Source organism: Anatilimnocola floriformis, assembly GCF_024256385.1.
Classification (GTDB): Bacteria; Planctomycetota; Planctomycetia; order Pirellulales; family Pirellulaceae; genus Anatilimnocola; species Anatilimnocola floriformis.
In genome coordinates this window covers 2043472-2067742 of sequence record NZ_JAMLFW010000002.1, presented here as the reverse complement: position 1 = coordinate 2067742, position 24271 = coordinate 2043472, and the positions used below count along the sequence as shown (strand labels likewise).

At 60.1% G+C, this 24271-nt stretch carries 15 protein-coding genes and 1 tRNA gene; 10 read left to right on the top strand and 6 right to left on the bottom strand.

Translation table 11 applies throughout. From position 1 onward, the window contains the following. Window positions 1-40: 40 nt before the first annotated feature. Window positions 41-2122: a methionine--tRNA ligase gene (gene metG / locus M9Q49_RS32775; protein ID WP_390845460.1), complete on the bottom strand. Its 2082-nt coding sequence runs from the start codon at window positions 2120-2122 to the stop codon at window positions 41-43. A 252-nt stretch (window positions 2123-2374) separates the two neighbouring features. Further along, on the bottom strand, window positions 2375-3400 hold the full coding sequence (locus M9Q49_RS32770; protein WP_254513526.1) for an FAD:protein FMN transferase: 1026 nt from the start codon (window positions 3398-3400) through the stop codon (window positions 2375-2377). A gap of 119 nt (window positions 3401-3519) precedes the next feature. On the opposite strand from M9Q49_RS32770, the gene M9Q49_RS32765 reads away from it, so the two are divergent. From M9Q49_RS32765 to M9Q49_RS32755, 3 genes are all read left to right on the top strand, one after another. Further along, window positions 3520-5121 (top strand): hypothetical protein, encoded by a 1602-nt coding sequence (locus M9Q49_RS32765; protein WP_254513525.1) that lies wholly within the window; start codon window positions 3520-3522, stop codon window positions 5119-5121. A gap of 119 nt (window positions 5122-5240) precedes the next feature. Further along, on the top strand, window positions 5241-6875 hold the full coding sequence (locus M9Q49_RS32760; RefSeq protein WP_254513524.1) for a pyridoxal phosphate-dependent decarboxylase family protein: 1635 nt from the start codon (window positions 5241-5243) through the stop codon (window positions 6873-6875). 177 nt (window positions 6876-7052) lie between these two features. Then, window positions 7053-7571 (top strand): EF-hand domain-containing protein, encoded by a 519-nt coding sequence (locus M9Q49_RS32755; RefSeq protein WP_254513523.1) that lies wholly within the window; start codon window positions 7053-7055, stop codon window positions 7569-7571. A gap of 9 nt (window positions 7572-7580) precedes the next feature. Here M9Q49_RS32755 and M9Q49_RS32750 read toward each other — a convergent pair whose 3' ends face one another. The 4 genes from M9Q49_RS32750 to M9Q49_RS32735 all read right to left on the bottom strand — a co-directional run bounded on the left by M9Q49_RS32750 (window position 7581) and on the right by M9Q49_RS32735 (window position 14456). Continuing rightward, window positions 7581-8741, bottom strand: coding sequence for a type II secretion system F family protein (locus M9Q49_RS32750; RefSeq protein ID WP_254513522.1), 1161 nt, complete (start codon window positions 8739-8741; stop codon window positions 7581-7583). A gap of 36 nt (window positions 8742-8777) precedes the next feature. Further along, on the bottom strand, window positions 8778-12236 hold the full coding sequence (locus tag M9Q49_RS32745) for a PVC-type heme-binding CxxCH protein (RefSeq protein ID WP_254513521.1): 3459 nt from the start codon (window positions 12234-12236) through the stop codon (window positions 8778-8780). Window positions 12237-12250: 14 nt separating this feature from the next. Next, window positions 12251-12883 (bottom strand): redoxin family protein, encoded by a 633-nt coding sequence (locus M9Q49_RS32740; protein WP_254513520.1) that lies wholly within the window; start codon window positions 12881-12883, stop codon window positions 12251-12253. Window positions 12884-12944: 61 nt separating this feature from the next. After that, window positions 12945-14456, bottom strand: coding sequence for a carboxypeptidase M32 (locus tag M9Q49_RS32735; protein ID WP_254513519.1), 1512 nt, complete (start codon window positions 14454-14456; stop codon window positions 12945-12947). Between the two features lie 371 nt (window positions 14457-14827). On the opposite strand from M9Q49_RS32735, the gene M9Q49_RS32730 reads away from it, so the two are divergent. The 7 genes from M9Q49_RS32730 (at window position 14828) to M9Q49_RS32700 (ending at window position 24086) form a co-directional block, all read left to right on the top strand. Next, a complete protein-coding gene (locus tag M9Q49_RS32730) occupies window positions 14828-16312 on the top strand; it encodes a hypothetical protein (RefSeq protein ID WP_254513518.1) in 1485 nt (494 codons plus the stop codon). 83 nt (window positions 16313-16395) lie between these two features. After that, window positions 16396-17004 (top strand): ORF6N domain-containing protein, encoded by a 609-nt coding sequence (locus tag M9Q49_RS32725; protein ID WP_254513517.1) that lies wholly within the window; start codon window positions 16396-16398, stop codon window positions 17002-17004. Between the two features lie 10 nt (window positions 17005-17014). After that, complete coding sequence (locus tag M9Q49_RS32720; protein ID WP_254513516.1) at window positions 17015-17641, top strand: hypothetical protein; 627 nt, start codon at window positions 17015-17017, stop codon at window positions 17639-17641. A gap of 2 nt (window positions 17642-17643) precedes the next feature. Then, window positions 17644-18561, top strand: coding sequence for a nucleotidyl transferase AbiEii/AbiGii toxin family protein (locus M9Q49_RS32715; protein WP_254513515.1), 918 nt, complete (start codon window positions 17644-17646; stop codon window positions 18559-18561). A 69-nt stretch (window positions 18562-18630) separates the two neighbouring features. Next, entirely contained in the window at window positions 18631-21699 is a 3069-nt protein-coding gene (locus M9Q49_RS32710; protein ID WP_254513514.1) for a PSD1 and planctomycete cytochrome C domain-containing protein, read from the top strand. A gap of 87 nt (window positions 21700-21786) precedes the next feature. Further along, window positions 21787-23292, top strand: coding sequence for a DUF1501 domain-containing protein (locus M9Q49_RS32705; RefSeq protein ID WP_254513513.1), 1506 nt, complete (start codon window positions 21787-21789; stop codon window positions 23290-23292). 721 nt (window positions 23293-24013) lie between these two features. After that, window positions 24014-24086, top strand: a tRNA-Phe gene (locus tag M9Q49_RS32700). Window positions 24087-24271: the final 185 nt, after the last annotated feature.

The window sequence follows — 24271 nt, the reverse complement described above, 5'->3', positions numbered from 1 at the left end:
GCTAGCGCCTGGCGGCTGATCGGACAACAATCGGCGAGTTCTAGTGCACGCGCATGCCAGGCGTGGCGCCTTCGTCGAGCGCGAGCAGAAACACTTCCGCGCCACCAGGTCCGCAGGCCGTTACCATCCCTTCACTTAAACCGAACTTCATTTGTCGCGGCGCGAGATTGGCGACCATGATGACCAACCGGCCGACGAGTTGTTCCGGCTTGTACGCAGCTTTGATGCCGGCGAAGACTTGTCGTTCAACGCCGCCACCCATGCTCAGCTTGAGCTTGAGCAGCTTCTTGGCTTCCGGCACTTCGCTGGCTTCGAGCACGCGGGCCACGCGCAGGTCGACTTTCGTGAAGTCGTCGATGCTGATCTGTTCGGTCAGGAGCGGTTCGGCTTCGAGCGCGGCAGCCGTGTCTTGCGGAGCAGCGGCGGGAGCAGTGCTGGCAGGCGCGTTCGCAGCTTCGATGGCCGCAGCCGCAACTTTTTCTTCTTCGATCATGGCTTCGAAATCTTTCTTCTCGACTCGTTTAAAAAGGTGAGCGTACGGTTGAATCTTGCTGCCAATGAGCGGTTGTTGCGACTGCTCCCAACCGGTAATCGGCTCGTTCAGCAACTGACCGACTTCTTCGGCCAGCTTCGGCAGAATCGGCGTGAGATAGACGACGAGTTGCCGGAACAAATTTAGACCAACCGTGCAAACATCGCGCACATCGCTGGCCTTGGCTGGATCCTTGGCGAGCTTCCACGGCGCTTGCGTATCGATATAGGGATTGGCCCGATCGGCGAGTTCCATGATGAGTCGCGTCGCGCGAGCAAAGTCGCAATTCTGATACGCCTCGGCAATCGCAGCGCCGGCTGCAGCTCCTTGTGCGAAGAGCCCACCGTCGTCGGGATACTTTTCCGACAAGCCTTTTTCCAAAACGAATTTCGCCGTCCGGCTGGCGAGGTTCACGACCTTGCCGACGAGATCGCTATTCACCTTGTCGATGAATTCGTCTGGATTCAGATCGAGATCGTCCAATCGCGGGCCGAGCTTGCTCGCGTAGTAATAACGGAGCGCTGCCGGATCGAGATGCTTGAGGAACGTCGCGGCGCGGACGAAGGTTCCTTTGCTCTTGCTCATCTTCTCACCACCCACGGTCAAGAATCCGTGGATGTGTACCTGCTCCGGCAGGTTGTAACCCGCCGTCTTGAGCATGCCGGGCCAAAAGAGCGTGTGGAAGTATTGAATGTCCTTGCCGATGAAGTGATGCACTTCGCAATCGGCTGACTGCCACCAATCGGCCAGCTGCTCGCCGTGCGTCTTGCACCATTGCCAGGTGCTGGCGATATACCCGATGGGCGCGTCAAACCACACATACCAGTAGTTGCCGGGCGAATCGGGAATTTCAAAGCCGAAGTACGGGGCGGGCCGGCTCACGTCCCAGTCGCGCAGCTCGTCGCCGAGAAAGTGCCCCTTCAAGTAGTTGGCCACTTCCGACTGCAGGTGCTCGCCCGACTGCGTCCAGTCGTGAAGAAAGCCGTGCAACTTTTCGAGCTCGACGAATAGGTGCGTCGCCGAGCGAATCTCCGGCTTCGTGCCGCTGAGCGTGCTCACCGGATCAATGAGATCGGCCGGGGTGTAGGTGGCCGTGCACTTATCGCAATTATCGCCGTACTGGTTGGGCGATTTGCAAACTGGGCAGGTTCCCTTCACGAAACGATCGGCCAGAAACGTCCCTGCCGTCACGTCGTAGAGCTGGTTGATGCTCTTCTCTTTGATCAGCCCGGCGTCGCGCAGTTTCTTCCAAAAGATGCCGCACAGCTCGCGGTTCTCGGGGCAGTTGGTGCTGCCGTAGTTGTCGAACTGAATTTGAAAGCCAGCAAAGTCGCGCTGGTGCTCTTCATTCACGCGGGCGATGAACGCTTCTTCGGAAATGCCGGCCTTGCGCGCACTGATCATGATCGCCGTGCCGTGCGTATCGTCAGCACAGACATAAACGCAGCGGCGGCCCGACAACTTTTGAAAGCGGACCCAAATGTCGGTCTGGATGTACTCGACCAGATGCCCGATGTGGATCGGCCCATTGGCATACGGCAGCGCCGACGTAACGAGAATGCGAGCGGGGTGGTTCACGAACGACTTCATCCTTTTCAATTCGCGAGCGTAAATTACTGCGCAGCAGCAGCGTAAATACTGCGTGGACGCCAATTGTAATGGAGGCCGTCCACTCCCGGCAGGTTCACACCCAGATTGTGCCGGTTGCTTTTCGTAGGACGGACCATTGGTCCGTTCGGGGGCGCGAGTTGAGCAAACCTAACCGGGTACCGCGTCTTGGACGGACCAATGGTCCGCCCTACGACGGCGACGTAAGTAACGGCGATCTCATTACTTGCCACCTTAATCTTGTACGTGCGGAAATCCCGGCGACATCAGCGTCCGCACATTTCCGCCGTCATCATCAGCGGTAACGATGTAGGCGTGCGTATCCTTCCGGCCGGCGATGAGTTTTAGCCCTTTCTCGGGTCCAAGAATCGCAATGGCCGAATCGAGGCTGTCGGTATCGATGCCGCGGGGCCCGATGACGGTGACGCTTGTGCGGCCGGTCGTGGGCTGACCGGTCCGCGGGTCGATCAGGTGCGAGTATCGCTTGCCGTTAACGACAAGATGCTGCCGCGCTTCACCCGAGGTCGAAACGGCCTGGTTACGCAGCGAAACGAAGACCGTCGGCGGATCGTCGGGATTGAGCGGCGCGAGACCGACCTTCCAGCCTGATTCCTGCGGCGGTGGCTCGCCGGCGGCGATATCGCCGCTCGCGCGGACCAGTGCTTGTTTGAATCCTTGCTTCTGCAGCACGGCGAGGGCTTCATCGGCGGCAAATCCCTTGGCGATCGCCCCCAGGTCGAGACGCATGCCAGGTTTCTTCAACAAAGCCGTTGTTGCCCGCGAATCAACGACCAAATTACGATGGCCAACGGCGGCGAAGGCTTGCTTCAGCAGTTCGGCATCAGGCAGTTCTTTTTGCCGGCGCGCCCGCCGCCAGAGCTTCGTCAGTGGGCCGATGGTGACATCAAAGGCCCCATCCGACTCAACCGCCATCAGCTGGGCTGCGTGCAGTACCGTGAACAGATCATCGCTTAGCTTTACCGGTTCCGCCGTCGGCGAGGCACCGCTCAACAGCGAAAGTTCGCTGGTCAGGCTGTAGTCGCTGAGCTTCTTGTCGAGCTCGGCAATCCGCTGAAAAGCGGCCGCGATCGCATTTTTCGCCGCCGAATCATCGACCGCGTAGACAATGACTTCGAACTCCACGCCCATGTGCGGCTGGGTCTGGCTGAATCGCTCGGGCTCGGCGGCAGCCGAAAAACGGGCCAGCAGCAAGGCTGCAATGAGCACGCCAAACCCGCCATACGAGAACTTGGGGAACATGGATCGAGCGTACCGATAAAGCGCAAGATTAAGTGAGGAAACGACTTTCCACCGCGCCAGCTAACCATTATATTGAACGGCTTGTTTGCGTCTTCTCCTTATTGAACTGTATCACGGGCATGGCTGAAACACCACGAAAAGATCACTGGTCCTCGCTTCTCGAAAGCATCGGCCTGGCCACCGCGTCGCCACAAAAGCCCGCGGCCGAAACCGCTAGCGAATTGGCCGCAGAAGTGCCGTCGCCGCCAATCGTGAGCGCTGCAACTGCTGCAGCCCCCGAAGCCGCTGCTCCAGCCGCCGAACCGGCCAAGCCTGCTGCGAAGAAGCCCGCCAAAACTTCGGGCCACTGGGGCAAGCTCGCTGGCATGCTCGGCTTGAGCGTGGCTCAGCCGGAACCCGAGCCCGAACCGGAGCCGATTCCTGAACCTCCAGTCGCGTTTTCGCCTCCTCCGCCACCGGCCGCACCAGCTCCTGCTCGGCCCGCTCCTCCGCCGCTGGATGACCTCCCCGCCGATCTGTTCGCGCCGCCCGCTCGCGCGGAAGCCCGTGCTGAAACGCCTCGCCCCGAACGCCAGGATCGCCCTGAACGTGGCCGCGATCGTGATCGTGGCGAATCTCGCAGCGCCGAGCCGCGCAGCGAAGGTCGTGGCAACGAATCGCGTGGTCGCGAACAACGGCCTGAAGGTCGCCGCGATTCGCGTGATGACCGCCCCGAGCGCTCTTCTGCCGAACGATCCGAGCGCGGCAGCCGCGGCGATCGTCCGCGTGGTCGCGATGAACGCCCCGAAGGACGCCGTGAAGAAAACGACCGCCGTCCGCGCCGCGAAAGCCCCTCGCGTGAAAATCAACCGCGCGAAAGCGCTCCCCGCCGTGGTTTTGGCGATGGGGTGAACGAAAGCTGGGCAGCCGATACCCACGCCGAACCAGCCGCCGAACATTTTGAGGATGATTTCATTCCCTCGCGCGAAGAGCTGGGTGACGAAGCCCCGGCCGGCGAAGAACGCCTCGGTTTTGACCGGCCTGCCGACGAAGAAGGTGGCGAACCTCGCCGCCGTCGTCGTCGCCGTCGTCGCGGTGGTCACCGCGACGAAGAAGGTGCCCGCAGCGAACACGCGCCTCGTGCCGCCGAACACGATGCTCCGGCCGACTCTTACGAAGAACCCTTCGTCGACGATGAGTTCGCCGAAGTGGCGCCCGTTGATGACGAACATGGCGACAGCGAGCACCACGACGAGCCGCGCGGCGAAGATCGCCCCGCGCGTCGCGCTCCTGGCGACAGCGAAGATGGCGAGGATCGCGGCCCGCGTCGTCGCCGTCGTCGTGGCCGCGGCCGAGGCGGTCGTCGTGAGGAAGGTGCCGAAGCTGCTCGCTCCGCTCCGCCAGCACGCGGCGCCGATCGCAATGCACCTGCCCGCGATGCCGACGATTCGGATCTCGAGGAAGACTTTGAAGGCGGATTTGTCGAGGAGCGTCCCGCGCCTTCCTCGTCGCGTCGCCCGCAGCGCGAACCGCGCCGCTCGGTGAACCCCGAGGACGACGAAGTCGATGAAATGCTCCAAGCCGAACTCGACGAAGAGGGTGGCGAAGGGAATGCCCACAAGAAGATTCCGACCTGGAATGAAACGGTCGGCGTCCTCATCGAAGGCAACATGAGCATGCGTTCCGAACGCCCCGAACATCGCGGCGGCGGCAATCGCGGCCGTCGGCCTCCTCGCCGATAAGTGCCGTCGCCACACTCCGTGTGGCGTTCTCACCACGCAGAGTGTGGTGACTACACAGCGAATCAGTCGGCAAAAAAAGCCGGAACTCCCACGAGTGAGTTCCGGCGTATAATTCTTTCATGTCGCGCTACCAAGAGCTCCTCGAGCAACTGCGGCAAGCCTTTCCCACGCCGGTTTCGAATCCGGTGCACGACGGCTATGTCGTTTTCTCCCTTCTCAAAGCCCTCGACCGAGTCGACGCGCTGAAGAGCCAGGCCCCAATTCTCGGCACACCCCGCCCGGCCGCTTATGACGTGGCGGCGACCGAAAAGCTTGCCTCGGGCGCTCGGCCGCTGGAAGAAGTCATCAGCGAACTAGTCCACTGTCTCGACGGCCAGTTGATCTTCGGCCATCCTCGCAGCCAGGTAAATGTTGTCGCGACTCCCTCGATCGCGAGCATTGTCGGCGTCGTTCTGCCGTCGATGTACAACCCCAACCTGTGCAGCGACGAAGCCAATCTCGGTTGCTCCGAAGCCGAGGTTCGCGTGGCCGCGATGATCGCCGATCTGGTCGGCTTTGACCCGCAGCGGGCCGGCGGTCTGTTCACCTTCGGCGGCACCGGCACGCTGCTGTACGGCGTGAAGATCGGCCTTGAAAAAGCCGTGCCCGATGTTTTCGAACAAGGGCTGAAGCAACCCGCCATCATTCTCTGCTCGCGGCAGAGTCACTACGCCTGCGCGACAGCCGCGGGCTGGCTCGGCCTTGGTCAGCAGAGCGTGCGCAAAGTGGCCGCGCGCGACGACAACGGCATCGATCTGGTTGCCTTGGAACAAGCCTGCCGAACTGCCCATGCTGCCGGCGAACGAATCGCCGCCATCGTCGCCACGATGGGAACCACCGATGCCTTCGGCGTTGACGATCTTGCCGGAGTACATGCGCTGCGCGAACGACTCGTCGCTGAACTCAAGCTCGACTATCGTCCGCACATTCACGCCGACGCCGTGATCGGCTGGGCCTGGTCGGTTTTCAACGGTTACGATTTCGCGGCCAATCCGCTCGGCTTTCGCGGCCGCACGCTGCGGGCGCTCGCTGGCACGCAGAACGCAATGCAGCACTTGCACCTGGCCGATTCCATCGGCATTGATTTTCACAAAACAGGTTTCGCGCCGTACATCTCGTCGCTGTTCATGTTGCGCGATCGCGAAGACTTCAGTCAAATCGTGCGGCAGCGTTCGACCACGCCATACCTCTTTCACACCGGCGAATATCATCCGGGACTCTTCTCGCTCGAAACGTCACGCAGCGCAACCGGTGTGCTCGCTGCTCTCGCCAATCTGCTGCTGCTCGGTCGCGAGGGATTTCAAACGCTGATCGGCCATGCGGTAGAGATGGCCGAATTGCTGCGCGAGCAGATCGGCGCTCGCCCCGAACTGTCGGTGATGAACGATCAGAACCACGGCCCGGTCACGCTCTTCCGGGCTTATCCACAAGGGACCGATACCTTCGCCGTGAAGCACCGCGAACAGCACGATCCATCATTCCGCGAGCAGTTGAAAAAGAACAACGACCTCAACCGCCGCATCTTCGAACGCGTCCACGCCGAAGCCATGGCTGGCCGCGGCGTCGCCCTCGGCTATACCGACCACTGCCGCACGGCGGACTGCGGCGAACCGATCTCTGCGCTCAAATCCTACGTCCTCTCTCCCTTCGCCGATGAAGGCCGGATGAGCTCGGTCATCACGCACGTGCTCGCAGCACGGCGGGAAGTGATGTAACGCAATTCCCGTGAGGCCAAGCTTCCGTTTGTGCGGGTTGCAGCAACTAGCGCATCGGCGGGCGGGAAAATGCTCGCTTTCTGCCGCGGCCGAATTACGATCGAAAGATGTTTCGAGAATTGAACACGAGGGCTCCGGCTCTCGGCGAACATTGTTTGAGCGGTGCGGAGGTTGGCTATGAAGATTGCCTTTGGTTTCGTTCTGGTTTGCGGCATGTTGGTCTCGGTGGCTGGCGCGCAGAATCCACAACCCAATCCGCAGCTGCCGAACTTGCCCGCCAATCCGCAGCCCGGCCAGGTGCCGAATGGTCAATTCGGCCAGCCCGTGAACAACGGTCAGGCCGCAGCTGCCCAAGCGGCCGCCCGTGCTGAAATTATGCGACGCTTTGATCGCGATGGCGACGGCCGGCTGAATGCTCAAGAACAAATCGCCGCAACTCGCGCGATGCAAGAGCACGGCATCCGCACTCCTGGCCAACCAAACATGGTCGGCCGCGGCAACGGCGGTACACAAACCGGTCCGGGCTCTGCCGCACCGCCACCGCCGGCCCCGCCCGCTGCTCCAAAACTGAGCAAGCGCGAAGAACTGCTCCTCAAGCGGTTCGATCGCGATGGCGACGGCAAATTGAGCGAAGAAGAAAAGACTGCCGCCCGCGCCGAGTTCGGCCAAAAGGGCAAAGCCGAAACAAAGAAATAACTCGGCCGATCACACGCCGTTGTTGATCATATCCATCGCATCACGGTACGGCTGAAAGACGAACATCGCCAACCGTCCGATGGCCATGATGATGATGAGCGCGACCAGCGCAAAGGTCGCTGCCGTGCAAGCCATCGTCACGTAGCGCATGGCTTCGTGGGCTTTCTCTTCATACTGCTTCGCGAGCCGCAACAGCGACTCGCTCGTCGCGCCGGCAATCTCAGCCGTTTCGAGCGCGAACAAAAAGTCGGAAGGAAACGCGTTCGACTGCGCAAACGAATCGTGAAAGGTTTGCCCGTGCGAAATGCCGCTGACAATCTCCGCCGTATGCTGCTCGTAGTGTGCGTTCTGCGTCGCACTCAGCGCGAGTTCGACGACGCGCCGAGCGTCCATCCCGCTTTCGAGTCCCAGGGCAAACGACCACGTCAAGCGCGAGAGCGCGAACGATTCCAAGCAAGTGCCGAGCACCGGCAACCGCATCGCCATGCGCAACGGTCCACCGCCGAACCAACCTCGCAACAGTGCGTTGATCGCCAGCACTACACCGCCGACCACCGTCGCGACCGAAAGTAAAAACAAAATCGCGCCCCAACCGCCGGTCAGACCCAAGCCGAGAATATCGACCCCTTGGCCCGTTCCCATGAAGCTGCCAATCATCCCACTGATCCAGATCACGGCGGCGATAATTATGGTAGCGGCGCCGAGCTGCAGCATCGGCCAGGCGATGCCGAGATAAAACGACCGCTTCATCGCCTCTTGCTGCTCGTAGTACTTCGCCAGTTTCAGCAGAACTTCGTCGAGTTGGCCGGTCTTCTCGCCGATCTCGACCATCTGGCAAGTGAGCCGCGGAAAGAACCCACCGCAAGCTCGCATCGCATCGGCCACCGTGCCGCCGGCTGCGACGTGCCGAAAAATGGAGTCGATATGCTGCCGATGTGTGGCGTTGCCCCGCGTACTTTCCTGCTGCCAGACGCGACGAATCTCGACGCCCGCCTTCAGCGATTGGCCCACGCGCTGGCACAGGCCAATGAGTTCCTTCGTCGAAATCGACCACGTCGGCCCGCCGCCGATAGCACGGCGCGGCTCGGAGCTACGCACATCGCGCTGCGTGCTCTCCGCGGTAACGTGAGCAGGACGTGAAGCAGGTTGAGCTTGTTCGAACGAACTCATGATTTTTCCCCGACTGCCGGCCCGCATCCCTCGCCGCTATTTCCCACCTACCAATTGTACCTTCGCCGTCGACGCAGCACCTTCTACTAGCGACAACTTAACCGGCGATTGATGGGTATCACGATCGACGGCGAGTGTGATCGTGTGCAGGCCGGTCTTCAGGTCGAGCGCAAATTTGCCGTCGGCGATTGCTTGCGATTTGCCGTCGACCCAAACTTGCACACCCTTCGCATCTTCGAGCTGCCAAGCCACTTTGCCCGCGGTGCTCACTTCCAGCTGGGCCCGCAGTAACGTCGGCCGGGCGATCTTTGCCTCGGTTTTGAGAATCGGCAGGTTATCGAGCGGCAACTCGCCGGCGACTCGACTGTAAGCGCTCTGCCAGGTGAACGCCGCATCGTCGCTGGCCGCGGCGTCGAGCGTGCGACTCAGCTTTTGCTGAGCAGCTGGGGAATTTTCCAGCACCTGCCAGCGGCGCACGACGCGCTGCTGACCGACGGTGAACTCTCCGCCGACCTTGCCAAGCTCGGAAAGGAAGCGGACCAGATCGGTGAGCTCGGTCTTGGTGAGCGAGTCGACCGCGCCATCGGGCATGAGCGATCGGCTGTCCTTGATTCCTTCGATGTCGCTCTTGGCGAGCGTGATCAGCTTGTCTTCTGCCGTTCGCAGCACCAGTTCATCCTTGCTGTCGCGGACGACAAGGCCGGTGTAAACCTGGCCGCTCGCTTCGAGCACCAGTTTCGCGTGATAGCCTTCCTTCACCTTAGCGGCCGGCGTAATCAGCGACTCGAGAATGTAGTCGGGCTGAGCACTCGCGCCGATGCTCACCAGATCTGGACCGACAACGCCGCCAGCGCCAGCGATGGCGTGGCACTTGAGGCATTGCAGCTGCGCCGAACGATAGATGGCTTCTCCGCGCTGCGCGTTCCCTTGTTCACGGGCAAGCGTCACGAGCTCGGCAGAAAACGCCGGCGTGAGTTTCCAGCCAGCCGCATCGAGGCCGCCGGCCTTTTGCACGCTGGCAATTAGTTCCAGCGATGGCTGCGGAGCACTTTGCGCTGCGCGAATGACGAGCTTGGCAACATCGGCGGAGATTTTTTGCTCGGCGAGCGCTGTCGTGAGCGCAGCCGTTCCCTCCTTGCGAGCGAGCAAAGGTTGCAACGCGGCAACTGGATCGAGGCCGGCCGGCGCTTCTGCCAAAAGCACGACCGCGCTGTCCGCCGTGGCCTTCACGTCGAGCGACGCGAGTGCGGCAATCGCCTGCTGACGATCGGCCAGCGGACGCCCCTTGCCAGCCAGGGCAGCGAGGAGTTGCTGATTCGAATTGCCAGCAAGCGCAAGTGCTTCGATGGCTGCCTGGCGAACAGCCGCGGGTTGATTGTCGGCTTCGGCATGAGCAGCGATGGCTGCTGTAGCTGCGGCGAGCTTCCACTGACCGGCTGCTCGCAGGGCTGCGGCGCGCAATTTTTCGTCTGGCGATTGCAGCAACGAAATCACGCGAGCAAGATCACCGGCAGGCTGAATCTTGCGTAGCCGCGTCGTATCGCGCAGGGCATCGAGCAGTGCGGCCTTCTTGGCATCGGCAAGGGAACCGTCGCCCGCGACAATCAGTTCAAACACCGCACCAAGCTCTTTCGGCCCACCCATGCTAGCCACAAGCGTGAGCACGCCTTCGACGCGATCGGCAGGAATCTTGCCTTGTTTGATCAACGTCAACAGAGGCGCGACGACTTCCGGCGAATCAGCTGCCTTCAACGCGAACGTGAGCTGGTTGACATCGCCGACGTTGAAATTTCCTTCCTTAAGCGCCGGTAACCAGACTTCGCTCAGATCGCGCATCGTCGTCCACAGTGCAAAGTCGAGAAAGCGATCCATTGGTCGATTGAGCGCACCTAGCGCCGCTTCGGCAGCGCGCGAGTCAGGCACTTCGGCGGCAGCGCGGATGCCTTCGAGGCGAACTCGCGGATTTTCATCACTGCAGGCCTGCGACGCGATCTGCAGCAGTTCACCGGCAGGAAGTTTCTTCTGCCAATGAACGGCGGTCCGTACGGCAGCTGCCCGCACGCGATGATCGCTCGATTGCAGCAACTCACCGAGCAGCTTGGGCTCCACCTTATCGATCGATTCATAAACCCAGAGCGATTCGAGCCGCAGGGCGTCGCGGTTGGTCGCGGTGGCTGGAATCGCTGCGACCCATTTTGCGAGTGCTTCCGCGACACTCGTACCGGACCAATGGCGGTTCTTCAGCATGTTCTTGGCATGCTGGCGAACCCATTCCTCCGGCGTGCGGAGTTGATCAAGCAGTTTTTCGGTCGAAGTATCGGCCGCGGTTTCGGTTCGGAGTAGCTGCCGACCTTTCGCTTTCACGCGCCAAATGCGGCCATGCGTGTGATCGCGGCGCTCATCGCGAAAGTCGACTTCGCCGTGCTGAATGATTGGGTTGTACCAATCGGCGACGTAAACGCAGCCGTCGGGGCCCATCTTCACATCAATGGGCCTGAACGCGACGTGCGGCGTTTTGATCAAGTCCATTTCTTGCTTCGATGCATAACCGCTGCCGTCCTCGGTGACGGTGAAACGGCAGACGCGATGGGCACGAAAGTCGTTCGTGATCATCGAGCCGTCCCACTCTGGCGGCAGATGACGACCGCCGATGATCTCGAGGCCGCACTCCTTCGGCTGACCGGGATTCAAACCGGTCATGATCCGCTTCGCGTTCGGAGCCGAAACAAATACCGAGCCGGGGAAGACGTAGTTGATCCCTTCGCCGTAAGCGCCGTCAGTGGCGAAGGACTGACCCCAGCGATCTTGATGATGGCCCCAGGCGTTCACGAAGCCGTAGGCCAGCACCTCGAGCTCGAGCGTTTCGGGTCGAAACCGCCAGATGCCGCCGCCGTTGAGTCGCTTCACGCCATACGGCGTTTCAATGTGCGAGTGGATATAAATCGACTGATTCATGTAGAGGCAACCGTCGACGCCCCACCGCAGCGTGTGCAGCAGATGATGCGTGTCTTCGGTGCCGAAGCCGGTGAGAATGACGGTGCGTTTGTCCTGCTTCAAATCGCCGTCGGTATCGGCAAAATGCACCAACTCGGTACTGTTGGCGACGTAGCAACCGCCACGATCGTCGGGAATCACACCCGTTGGAATCAGCAAGCCATCGGCGAAAACAGTCGTCGTTTCGGCGACGCCGTTCTTATCCTTGTCTTCGATGACCAGAATCTTATCGACGGCTTTTTGGCCGGGCTTGATCTGCGGATAGACCTCGCTCGAGGCGATCCATAACCGGCCCTGCGCGTCGAAGTTCATCTGAATCGGCTTGGCCAGCAACGGATCGGCAGCGTACAGGCTGACTTCAAAACCTTCCGGCACAACGAAAGTCTTACGCTCTTCTTCCGGATCGGGATCGGGAATGTTTTTCAAGTCACGCTGCGCAATTGCAGCGGCGATGAAAGCGAGATGGATGGCCAGGCCGGCGTAAAGATGGCGGAGATTCATGTTTGGTTATTTTTCTACTTACTATTTTTGGTGCGTTGACGCACGTAACGGACCGTGCAGCCGCGAGCGACGGTTTCGGTCACCGCTGGCTCTTTGCCTGCGAGCGCCGCGGCGATTCCGTCGGCGACGTAGTGCGCAGTTACTTCTCCCGCTTTCGTCTTGTCATCGAAGGCACCCATGTAGACGACCTTCCGCTCTTTGTTCAGCACAAAAAACTCCGGCGTGAACGTCGCGCCGTAAGCCTTCGCGGTCGATTGGGCATCGTCATCGTGCACGAACGGGAAGTTGAACTTCTTGGCCTTCGCTTTTTCGCCGAGTTGCGGCAACAGGTCTCCCTCGACCTTGTTGGAGTTAATCATCACGACGGCTGCTTTGTCCGCAAACTTCGTCGTCAGCGCGATAATTCGATCCTCATAGTCGACGGCCGTCGGACACGTGTTGCAGGAGAAAACGACCACGACAACGTCCTTGTCTTTGTAATCGGCGAGCGAGTAGGTCTTGCCGTCGGCATCTTCGAGACCTTTAAACTCCGGCGCCGCATCGCCGACGCTGAGCGCCTTGTTGTACTTGCCGGCGAAGGCAGGGCCGGTCAACAGGCAGATCAAGAGCAACGAACCAAAGGCAAGCCAACGGCGCGAGGCGAGCATGGCTGAATCCTTGTGTGGAGAGAAATGGGCGGTGGGAAGTCGAGCGGAGGTTTGATCGTAATTAGCCCTTCAGGCCGTACAAGGGCAACAGCTTGTTGTTCAGATGTCGCATCAGGGCGTCGCTGCTCAGCGGCTTGCCGGTGATGCGCTGCACCAGTTCCGTTGCCGAGTAGCATTGCCCCGGGCGGTGGATTTTTTCGTTCAGCCAGGCCTTCAGTCGCAGGAATTCGCCGCGGCGCATCAAGTCGTTCAAGCCGCCGAGATCAGCATCGGCTTGTTCAAAGAACTGCGCAGCGTACAAGTTGCCGAGCGAGTACGTGGGGAAGTAACCGAACAGCCCCGCCGACCAATGGACATCCTGCAAGCAACCTTCTGCATCAGTCGCCGGCTCGATGCCCAGATACTCGCGATATTTCTCCCGCCAGGCGCCGGGAAGATCCTTCACCACGAGATCGCCGTTGAGGAGTGCTTGCTCGAGCTCGAAGCGAACAATGATGTGCAGGTTGTAGGTCGCCTCATCGGCTTCGACGCGAATGAGCGACGGCTGCACGTGATTGACCGCGGCGAAGAGCTGCGCCGGGGTCACGCCACTGGCGGCCTCGGGAAATTGCTGCTGCCACTGCGGAAAGAAGTGTTGCCAGAAGGCTTCGCTGCGGGCAACCAGGTTTTCCCACATCCGCGACTGCGACTCGTGAATGCCGAGCGAAACGTATTGCCCGGCCGGTGTGCCGAAGTGTTCCGTACGCAGGCCCTGATCGTAAATTCCGTGGCCGGCTTCGTGCAGCGTGCCAAAGAACGCGCCGTTGAAAAAGTTCTCGTCGTAGCGAGTGAGAATGCGGCAGTCGTTCGGACCGAGTTCCGTGCAAAAGGGGTGGTGCGTTACATCGAGACGGCCCCGGTTGAAATCAAAACCGATCGCCGTCGCTGCCATGCGGCCAAAAGCGGCTTGCGCGGGCTGCGGATATTTTCGCTGAATGATTTCCAGCGGCGCCCGCCGGCCACTTTCCATGATCCCGTGCACGAGCGGCACGAGTTGCTCGCGCAACTTACCGAGCACGGCGGCGACTTCCTTGGTCTTCGCTGCAGGTTCGTAATCATCGAGCAGCGCGTCGTACGGGACGTCTGCATAACCGAGCGCCGCTGCTTGCTGTCGCTTGAGGTCGACCATCTTGGTCAGGTGCGGTTCGAACTGCGCAAAGTCATTGGCCTGACGAGCTCTGACCCACGCCTGCTCGCCGAGCGCTGCCGTGCGCGTCAGCTCTTCGACGAGTTTCTGCGGCAGCTTGCAACGCTTGTCGTACTCCCGCTTCATCTGCCGAATATTCGTGCCCGTGTCGCTATGCGTATCCTTGGCCAGGTCACTCGTGGCCAATTCGTTCAGCAACTCACCCCACCGCGGCTGCGTCCGTTTTTGGTGGGCGAGGCCGGAAAGATATGTCCGCTGCTCAGCCCGATATTCACCGGCCGCTTCGGGCATATAGGTCCGTTCGTCCCAACCGATCACGGCATCGATCGATTCGATAAGGGCCCCTTCGCGGGCGAGAAAACAAAGTTCGTTGTAGGAAGCTGTCATGTGTGGTTTTGGCTGCGATTAACCAGTCTGAAATTCAAAGGCAAAGATTCCTCAATCGTAAACGTTTTCGAGCCCGCCTGAATACCCGCCGTGCCCGCGGCCGCCTTGGTACAATGGCAGAGCTGTTTTCGCTCTTCTCTCGCCCCTCGTCGCCGAAGGTCTTTCGCTTGAGTTCCGCCGATCGGATGGAATGCCCGAATTGCCGCCAGTCGATCAAGCGCCCTGCGCAGCCGGCGGGTTCGAAGTGTTTGTGCCCCAAATGCAATCAGCCGTTTACGATTGGGGGATCGACTGAAGCTGCTGTTCCTGCAGCTGCTCCGGGCGTTCCTGCTGCGACTCCTGTCGCAGCACCGAAGCCCGCTACTCCTCACGTGCCAGTTGCGCCTCCAACGCCGGTTGCGCCAGCCGTGCTCAAGCCGTTGCTCGATACGGTCCCCACCGACGAGGAACTCGCGCGGCCGATGATTGTTGATCCCACCGAGCCGGTGGCAGCACCCAAACCCGCGGCGATTTCACCCAGTGAACGGCCCGCTGAAAAAGCATCAAAAAAGGAGCCCGAGAAAAAACAGCCTCCGCCGAAGCCGACTGAATTTCGCTTCCATTGCTTTCTCTGCGGATCCTTGCTCTACGCCCGCGAAGAACAGATCGGCGGCATGATCAATTGCCACGATTGTCATTCGCCCAACGAAGTGCGGCCGCCGAAACAGCAGGATTGGCAAAAGCCCTCCGACGGGCCATCAATGGACGATGCCGAAGACTTTGCCCTGAGTCCAACTTTCGAGCGGCCGAAGTTCGAGCCGATCGAACGACCCAAGCCGCCCGAGGATGATGAGGGCGATCTGCCGATGAAGCCGTTGACGGTCACACCCACGCAGGCCGCTCATCCCGGTGCGCAGCCGGCCGCTGGTCGACCAGCTTCGCCAGTTCCCGGTTCTGCCATCCCGCAGCCGTCGCAATTCTCGCCCCAAAGCACTGCGAATAAACCCGGCAACAAACCTCCACCGCCAGCGCCTCCGCCCGTGCGCACGCACGCCGAAACCTATGGCGACGAATTGTGGAGCGAACCTGCTGACAATGGCCGGCCCCCCTTCGAGCGAAGTCCGTTTCTTGTGGGCATTCTCGAATACATGCTCTATCCCAGCACACTGCCGCGGTGGTTGGCGCTCACTGCGCTCGCGGCGATTCCGATTGCTGCCATCGAAGTATCGAGCGGTTCGGCAGGCATGTTCTTCGCCGCAATCCTCGGCCTTCCTTGGCTGGCCGTTCTCGGCGCACACGCGATGGCCATCGTCGGCGATACCGCTCGCGGCCGCGACGCCATCGAAGATTGGCCCCTTGTCGGCAATCCACCCAACCTGTTGCCCCCCGGCAATCCAAAGTTCCTCGCCGTCGCCGCCGCCGCTGCCGTGTTGCCCGGCCTGATGTATTTCCTGGTGCTGGGCGGCGAAACAGCCTGGGGTTGGATCGTGGTGCTCGTTTCGCTGCTGTTCCTCCTGCCGATCACTTGGTTGCCGATGCTGCTCGAAAAATCGCTGCAAGGGCCGCTGCAATCGCAAACCTTCTGGCAAAGCTTTCGCCATTCGGGGAGCGGCTGGATAACCTTCGCCTTCGAGACATTACTCCTCAGCGTGGTCGGCGCCGGCGGCATGTCCCTCTTAGCCTATGGCACGGTGATCGTCGCGCCGCTCGCAGCCGTCCTCGTCGTCACTCCGCTATTTCTTTACTTCCGACTGCTCGGCCGAATGCTGTGGTTCATCGATCCCGCCATGGCCCCGCCACCGCCACCATCGTCTACGGCTGCTCACACATCGCTGCCCGATACGGTGGATCCAACGCAAGTGCGACCATGGCGGTGAACATAAGTTATTAAGAATAAACATCTTGCAAACTTGGAATCGCAATTTGCGACCTCAAGTTTTAGATCCGAGAGTCAATCACGATGGCAAAACGCAAATCAGCGGTCGCGAAAGTCGACGTCGAACGTGTCAGTCGGTTGATTTATATAATGCGTGGGCAACGAGTTATGCTCGATGTCGATCTGGCGAAATTGTACGGCGTCACCGTTTCTGCGTTGAACCAAGCCGTACAGCGAAATATCGATCGTTTTCCAGCTGATTTTGCGCATACTCTTACTTCGCAAGAACTTAGAGATTTGAAATCACAAATTGTGATTTCAAAACCAGAAGCTGCTTCAGCAAAAGAAGTTAAAGCCGCGGGACTAGAGTCGAATAAAAACCCACGCGGTGGTCGGCGCACCCTCCCTTGGGTCTTTACCGAGCATGGCGTCGCCATGCTCAGCAGCGTCTTGCGTTCGCCACGCGCTGTGCAGGTAAATATTGAAATCGTCCGCGCCTTCGTGCGGCTGCGCCGGCTCCTCGCCGCTCCGGGTGAGTTCGTCGAACAGCTGCAGCAACTGGCCAAGACCGTCGATCTGCACGACGAACAAATCCGCGCGATCACCCAAGTACTGCAACAAATGATGGCCCCTGCCGATGACAAGACGAAGGAAAAACTTCGCATCGGCTTTCAAGCTGGTGCATCGACGTAACTCAAACCTCATGACTGAGATTGTTGGTAGCTTCGAAATTCACTTCACGCTGGCGGCGGTTACCGAGCCAAGCGCACTGCAAGCGACCGCCGAGCGAATGGGAATGAAATGGCTGTGGATCGAGCTCGAGCGCGGCGCAAATCGCTCGCAACCGATGCTCACGGCCAGAGCGCGGGGTTCTCTCCCCCAAGTGATGTCGAACGTTCGAATCGAGACATCGACGCTCGCCGAAGCTGGTTTATCTGTCGTTCGCGTCAAGATCGAAGCCGAGCCAACCGCGCAGGGCATCCCGCAGACTTGCGCGGCAGCAATCCGCGAACCGGCCGACCGCTACTTCGAATTTCACCTCAAGCTGTTGCTGGCCGAGGGAACAGATTTACGGTCATTGAAAGAATTTACGCAGCCGCATGGAGCGCATCTCTCGCGCAATGCGCGCCGACGTCGCGACGATGGCTTGGAAGAACGGTTTATCACGCAGCGCTGCTCAACGATGGGCCAAATCGAAGCACGCGCCGCGTGGCAGCAACTACTGCAAGACTTGCAGCGTGCTGAGTACGAACTATTGGAAGCGGAAGAAGAGTATGTGGTCTACGATAGCAATCTGGCGCTCGACGCCGGTTGGCTCTCAAAGGAATAAATATGGCGGAACCATACTCAAAGTATCCCCATGGCTATCAATTGCTTTGGGATGACGAGCGCGTCAAACGCCCCGATGTTTTTGAGCCCGCCTTGCAGCATCATCCCTGCGGGTTTCGCAAAGGCGAGCCGCAATTTCGCGATCCTGCGATGCGCACCGGTTGGTATGCAGCCCGGCGTGCGGCCACCGATCATTGGCTGCAGCTGGTCGCGAATTCCTCCGTCGGCTCGAACCTCGTCTTGCGCGGCAGCAGCTTGCTGCGCACTTATCTTGGCGATTCTGCCCGCGAGCCCGGCGACATGGATTGGGTGGTGCAGCCCGAATCGATCGCACCTGACGATAGTCGAGGCCGAGAACTGCTCGCGTCAATCCGGCAATTGATCGAAGAAACAAATTCGATACCCGGCACGCAAATTACCTGGGGCCGATTTGCCGAGGATGACATTTGGATCTATTCGCGCGCCCCCGGAAAACGCCTCACGATCAACTGGCTGGCGCCTGACTTGCCAGCCGGCAACGTGCAACTCGATTTTGTCTTTGGCGAAGCACTGTGGACGCCGCCAGTGACAACGCAAGTTCGGTTGCATAACCAGCAAACCGTTCAGCTCTATGCCGCCAGTCCCGCGCAGTCGCTGGCGTGGAAACTGATGTGGCTCGAAGAAGACGCCTACGCCCAGGGAAAGGACCTGTACGACGCAGTGCTGCTCGCTGAAGCTTATGCACTGCCCGACGACATGCGAGAGCGACTGCAAATCATGATCCAGCCCTATGGACGACGCACCATCGCCGATTGGCCCCTGACATGGGAAGTTGACTGGCAGAATTTTCAGCTGGAATACCCTCAAATCCTCGGCAACGCTCAACAATGGCAAGAACGGCTGGCCAGCGCCTTGGCCCAAAGACCGAACCATTTGGGTTGAGAACGCTGGGGTCCAGCGAGTAAGGTAAGAGCTGCCTTCCTGCTCACCTCTTCCTACCGCTGAGCTAACATGTCTCGCTGGACGCGAATTTTGGTCGCCATGGTCGTTGTCGGCAACAGCATTTCTGCTTCCGCCGACGCTCCCAACTTCAGCCGCGATATCCTGCCGATCCTCTCCGACAATTGCTTTCATTGTCACGGCCCCGATCCCAAAGCCCGCGAAGCCGATCTGCAACTCGATACCGAAGCGGGCGCGCTGCGAACGGAAGACGCCGTGATCATTCCCGGCAAAAGCGCCGATAGCAAACTCTATCAGCGGCTCATCAGCAGCGATCACGACGAAGTAATGCCGCCACCAAAGTCGAATCGCAAACTGACGGCAGCGCAAATTGAACTCGTCAAACGTTGGATCGACGCTGGCGCCAAATGGGGCAAGCACTGGGCGTATGAAACACCGCAGCGCCCCGCCCTGCCGGAAGTCAAAAACAAAGCCTGGCCGAAGAATCCGATCGACTCATTCCTGTTAGCTCGGCTCGAGCGCGAACAACTCCAGCCGTCGCCGATCGCGCCGAAAGAAACGCTCATCCGCCGCGTGACACTCGACCTCACCGGCCTGCCGCCGTCGCTCGCCGAAGTCGATGCGTTTCTGAAAGATGATTCTCCGCAAGCGTACGAAAAAGTCGTCGACCGCCTTCTTACCTCGCGGCAATACGGCGAGCGAATGGTTTGGGACTGGCTCGATGCGGCCCGCTATGCCGACACGAATGGCTATCAAGGCGATCCCACCCGGGCGATGTGGTACTGGCGCGATCAGGTGACCGAAGCCCTCAATCGCAATCAGCCGTTCGACCAGTTCACCATCGAGCAACTCGCGGGCGATCTGCTGCCGAATGCGACTCAGCAGCAACTGATCGCCAGCGGCTTTCATCGCAACCACATGATCAACGGCGAAGGTGGCCGCATCGCCGAGGAGTCGCGCGTCGACTACGTACAGGACCGCGTCGAAACGACCGGCGCGGTCTGGATGGGCCTCACCTTCAACTGCTGCCGCTGCCACGATCACAAGTTCGACCCGCTCAAGCAGCGTGAGTATTACCAGCTGTCGGCCTACTTCAACTCGATCGAAGAAAGCGGCGGCAACGATGCCGGCGGCCTCGCCAATCCGATCCTCAGCTTTGCCTCTCCCGAGCAACAGACCGAACTCGACAAGCTGCGTGCCGCCGAAAAAGAATCCAAGACCGCCCGCGATGAGTTTGAAAAGAAACTGCCCGAACTGCAGAAAGAATGGGAGCAGAATCTCACCAGTGGCGACGGCCCCGCCGAGCCAAAGTGGCAAGCATTCGCAATCAAGGAGCTTAACGCCACCGACGGCGTGACACTGAAGAAGCTTGACGACGGCAGCATACTCGCGGAAGGCACGAACGCCGATAAAAGCAGCTACGAAATCGAATTTCGCCCCACAGAAGACCTGACAGTCACAGCCCTCAAGCTCGAAGCCCTGCCGCACGAATCGCTGATCAACAACGGCCCCGGCCGAGCCGACAACGGCAACTTCGTTCTCTCCGAAGTCACGCTCGCCCAAGCCAAAAAGCCATTGCTGTTCGATTCCGCGACGGCCGACTTCGCTCAAGACGGCTGGCCCGCCCGCGGCGTGATCGATGCCAATCCCACCACCGGCTGGGCCGTAATGCCCGCCTTTGGCAAGATTCACACGCTCACGCTGCCGCTGAAATTGCCGACGAAATTCGCCAAAGATCAGCCGATCACCATCAAGCTCTCGTTCCAATTCGGCCGGCAACACACGCTCGGCCATTTTCGAATTCTCGCCACCGATTCGCCGATTCAACTGCTGAAAACGACTCCGGAAGCAGTGCTCGCCGCAATGAAAGTTTCTCGCGACCAGCGCAATGCCGAACAGAAGAAACTCCTCAGCGACCATTTCCGCGCCAGTCATTCCCCCTGGCTCATCGTGCAGACGCAATCGGACGAAGCCCGCAATGCCCGCGACAAGTTCGAAAAAGGCCTGCCGCGCACGATGGTCATGCGCGAACGAGCGCAACCGCGCGAGACCTTCATTCTCACCCGCGGCGCCTACGACAAACCGGAAGCCAAGGTCAGCCACGGCACGCCAGCGATCCTGCCTCCCCTTCCCGCCGACGCGCCGGCCAACCGTCTCGCACTCGCCCGCTGGCTTGTTTCGCCCGAGCATCCGCTCACTTCGCGAGTCGTCGTCAACCGCTACTGGCAATCGTTCTTCGGCACCGGCCTCGTAAAAACTACCGAAGATTTCGGCGTACAAAGCGAACGGCCGCCGCATCCCGAGTTGCTCGATTGGCTGGCCTGCGAATTCCGTGAACCGACCGTTTCGCAACCGACCGTCGCGCACACAAACGAGCCCAATCGCTGGAACGTCAAGCACATCCATCGCCTCATCGTCACCTCGGCCGCTTATCAGCAATCGTCGAAGTCGACGCCCGCTCTCAACGAGCGCGATCCTGCCAACCGTTTGCTGGCTCGCGCGCCACGCCAACGCTGGCCGTCGTGGATGATCCGCGATCAAGCCCTCGCGGTCAGCGGATTGCTCGTCGATAAAGCGGGCGGTCCGCCGGTGAAGGGCTATCAGCCGACCGGTGTGTGGGAAGAAGCGAGCTTCGGCGGCATCCGCTACACGCCCGACACCGGCGAAGCTCTCTATCGCCGCAGCCTCTACCAATTCTGGCGACGCATCGTCGGTCCGACCGTCTTCTTCGACGTCGCCAATCGGCAAACTTGTTCCGTCAAATCGAACCGCACCAACACGCCGCTGCATTCGCTCACCACCCTCAATGACGTGACCTACGTCGAAGCCGCGCGGGCCTGGGCGGAGAAACTGATGAAGAGCGAAGAGTCGCCCGAAAAGCGATTGCAACTCGCCTATCGTCAACTCCTTTCTCGCGAACCGAGCGCACAAGAACTGAAAATCGTTCTCGCCGCTCTCGCACAACTGCAAAGCAAATACGCCGATGAAGAAGCCGCTAAAAAACTGCTCGCCATCGGTGCTTCGAAGCGTGATGAGAAACTGAACCTCGCCGATCACGCAGCGCTGACCGCCATTTGCAATTTGCTGCTGAACCTCGATGAAGCCCTCACAAAAGAATGAAAAGTAGCTGAATTCGCCAGAATTCAGAGCCCCGCAGATCGTCGCTACCCTCTGAATTCTGGCGAATTCAGCTACTCGGCAAACTATATGAATCCTCTCCTTCAGTCTCACCTAAACGTCAACCGCCGCGAGTTCTTCGGCCGCTCGGCCTGCGGTCTGGGCACGGCTGCGCTCGCCTCGCTCCTCGCGCGCGACGGCTTCGCGCAGGAAAGGAAGCCCGTAGCGTTAGCGAGGGAGTCCGCCGGAGGCCAACCCGCAACCAAACGCCTCGGCGGTCTCCCCGATCTTCCGCACTTCGCCCCCAAAGCCAAACGCGTCATCTATCTCTTCCAAAACGGCGCCCCGACGCACGCCGACCTGTTCGACTACAAACCAAAGCTGAAGGAACTCCACGGCAAACCCGTTCCCGAGGAATACACCAAGGGCAAACGCTTTAGCACGATGACCGGCAATCCGCAGGGCAAACTGCTCCTCGCGCCGGTCGAGCCGTTCGCCCAGCATGGCAACAGCGGCGCGTGGGTCAGCAAGTTCATGCCGCACACGGCGGGCATTGTTGACGAGCTCTGCTTCATCAAGAGCATGCACACCGAAGCCGTCAATCATGCGCCGGCGATCTGCTTCTTTCTCAGCGGCGGCGAGCTGCCCGGCCGACCGTCGCTCGGTGCGTGGCTCAGCTATGGACTCGGCAGTGAAACCGACAACTTGCCGGGCTTCGTCGTGATGACGTCGATCAGCAAAGGCACCAGCTGCGGCCAGATCTTCTACGACTTCTATTGGGGCAGCGGCTTTCTCCCTTCCAAATTTCAAGGCGTGAAATTCCGCGCGAGCGGCGAACCGGTTCTTTATCTTTCGAACCCTGCCGGCCTGTCGCGCGAGGTCCGCCGCACCCAACTCGATGCACTCGCACAGCTCAACGATCTGCGCCTGCAAGAATTCGCCGATCCCGAAATCGCGACCCGCATCGCGCAGTACGAAATGGCTTATCGCATGCAGAGCAGCGTGCCGGAGCTGACCGATTTTTCGGACGAGACCGCGGCCACGCTCGAGTCCTACGGCCCGCAGGTGAAGGAGCCCGGCACGTTTGCTTACAACTGCCTGATGGCCCGCCGCCTGATCGAGCGCGGCGTGGGTTATGTGCAGCTGATGCACGCCGGCTGGGATCAGCACAACAGCATCACCACCGAGCTTTACAACCAATGCCGCGACACCGATCAGCCGTCGGCGGCCCTCGTCAAAGATCTGAAAGCCCGCGGTCTGCTCGACGACACGCTGGTCATCTGGGGCGGCGAGTTCGGCCGCACGCCGTTCATCCAAGGCAACCTCAACGACCGAGTGAAATGGGGCCGCGACCACCACCCCTACGCATTCACCGTCTGGATGGCCGGCGGCGGCGTGAAGCCCGGCATCACCTTCGGCGAGTCGGACGACTTGGCCATGAATGTCGCCAAAGACCCCGTCCACGTCCACGACTTCCAAGCCACCCTCCTCCACCTCCTCGGCATCGACCACGAACGCCTGACCTTCAAATTCCAAGGCCGCCACTTCCGCCTCACCGACGTCCACGGCAAGATCGTGAAACCCATCCTGGCGTGAACCTCACCCCCTCTTTCATACCCCCAGAATATAACAGGTGATGCAAAACTCAATTTGCTCCGCAAGTCATTACCACAAAATACTTAACGGCTAAAATCGAGTGCAATATCAGATCTCGAATATCACACTTTATTGCCACCAATTCGGGTGATATCACAATAGCCATATCACCCCGTGGCGTCGACCCACCAGTTCGCCGACCGCCCATCCAGCGCAACAAAGACACGCCAGCGCAGACAACTCTGGTCCGGCGAAGATGCGTCATGCGTCATAACGCCCCACCGGGAGGGCGAGGCTCCCGCCGAGCCGCGCCGGTCGAAAGCAGTCGCTGGCGGCCTTCGCAATTCCACCTCGGCGGCTCGGCAGGAGCCTCGCCCTCCCTTGGTTCGCCACAACAGCGTCGGTGGCGTGAATGGCTACTGCACTATGCAACCATTCACGCGGGCGCTGATTGTTGCATCGCCAGCCGGCACAATCTCGCGACCACCTGGGCTTGCCCCAGTGGAGCGATCACTGGCGAGCTACCCCGGCAAAAACAATCCGCCCGCCATCCCAACCGAAAAAACCGTCAAACCCCGTCCGCACAACAGCTTAACTGCCGCCGCCAACCCCAAAACCGCCGTTCCACCCCCTGGAAATTCCCCCTGCGGCTGCTAACCTATATGATTCCCGCGAGGACAACCCGCGGCGATCGATGCCGACCACAAATCGACATCCGGTCGGTCAGGTAGCTCAGTTGGTAGAGCAATGGACTGAAAATCCATGTGTCGCCGGTTCAACTCCGGCCCTGACCACTTACAGCGTAACGACTTACGACGATTCCGAAAACGCTCAAAAAGGCTTGTACAACCGATCCCACAACCGCAGCGACAGAGACCTATCTTTGGACTGTCTTTCGGAGTTGTGGAAATGTCGAAGATTCGACCGGACAAACCTTATCTGGAATTCCCCTTAACCGCCCATCCTTGCGGCCAATGGC

Excerpts from the sequence above, each read along its gene's own strand:
- metG (WP_390845460.1), bottom strand. The coding sequence starts at position 2,122 with ATGAAGTCGTTCGTGAACCACCCCGCTCGCATTCTCGTTACGTCGGCG.
- M9Q49_RS32770 (WP_254513526.1), bottom strand. The coding sequence starts at position 3,400 with ATGTTCCCCAAGTTCTCGTATGGCGGGTTTGGCGTGCTCATTGCAGCC.
- M9Q49_RS32765 (WP_254513525.1), top strand. The coding sequence starts at position 3,520 with ATGGCTGAAACACCACGAAAAGATCACTGGTCCTCGCTTCTCGAAAGC.
- M9Q49_RS32760 (WP_254513524.1), top strand. The coding sequence starts at position 5,241 with ATGTCGCGCTACCAAGAGCTCCTCGAGCAACTGCGGCAAGCCTTTCCC.
- M9Q49_RS32755 (WP_254513523.1), top strand. The coding sequence starts at position 7,053 with ATGAAGATTGCCTTTGGTTTCGTTCTGGTTTGCGGCATGTTGGTCTCG.
- M9Q49_RS32750 (WP_254513522.1), bottom strand. The coding sequence starts at position 8,741 with ATGAGTTCGTTCGAACAAGCTCAACCTGCTTCACGTCCTGCTCACGTT.
- M9Q49_RS32745 (WP_254513521.1), bottom strand. The coding sequence starts at position 12,236 with ATGAATCTCCGCCATCTTTACGCCGGCCTGGCCATCCATCTCGCTTTC.
- M9Q49_RS32740 (WP_254513520.1), bottom strand. The coding sequence starts at position 12,883 with ATGCTCGCCTCGCGCCGTTGGCTTGCCTTTGGTTCGTTGCTCTTGATC.
- M9Q49_RS32735 (WP_254513519.1), bottom strand. The coding sequence starts at position 14,456 with ATGACAGCTTCCTACAACGAACTTTGTTTTCTCGCCCGCGAAGGGGCC.
- M9Q49_RS32725 (WP_254513517.1), top strand. The coding sequence starts at position 16,396 with ATGGCAAAACGCAAATCAGCGGTCGCGAAAGTCGACGTCGAACGTGTC.
- M9Q49_RS32720 (WP_254513516.1), top strand. The coding sequence starts at position 17,015 with ATGACTGAGATTGTTGGTAGCTTCGAAATTCACTTCACGCTGGCGGCG.
- M9Q49_RS32715 (WP_254513515.1), top strand. The coding sequence starts at position 17,644 with ATGGCGGAACCATACTCAAAGTATCCCCATGGCTATCAATTGCTTTGG.
- M9Q49_RS32710 (WP_254513514.1), top strand. The coding sequence starts at position 18,631 with ATGTCTCGCTGGACGCGAATTTTGGTCGCCATGGTCGTTGTCGGCAAC.
- M9Q49_RS32705 (WP_254513513.1), top strand. The coding sequence starts at position 21,787 with ATGAATCCTCTCCTTCAGTCTCACCTAAACGTCAACCGCCGCGAGTTC.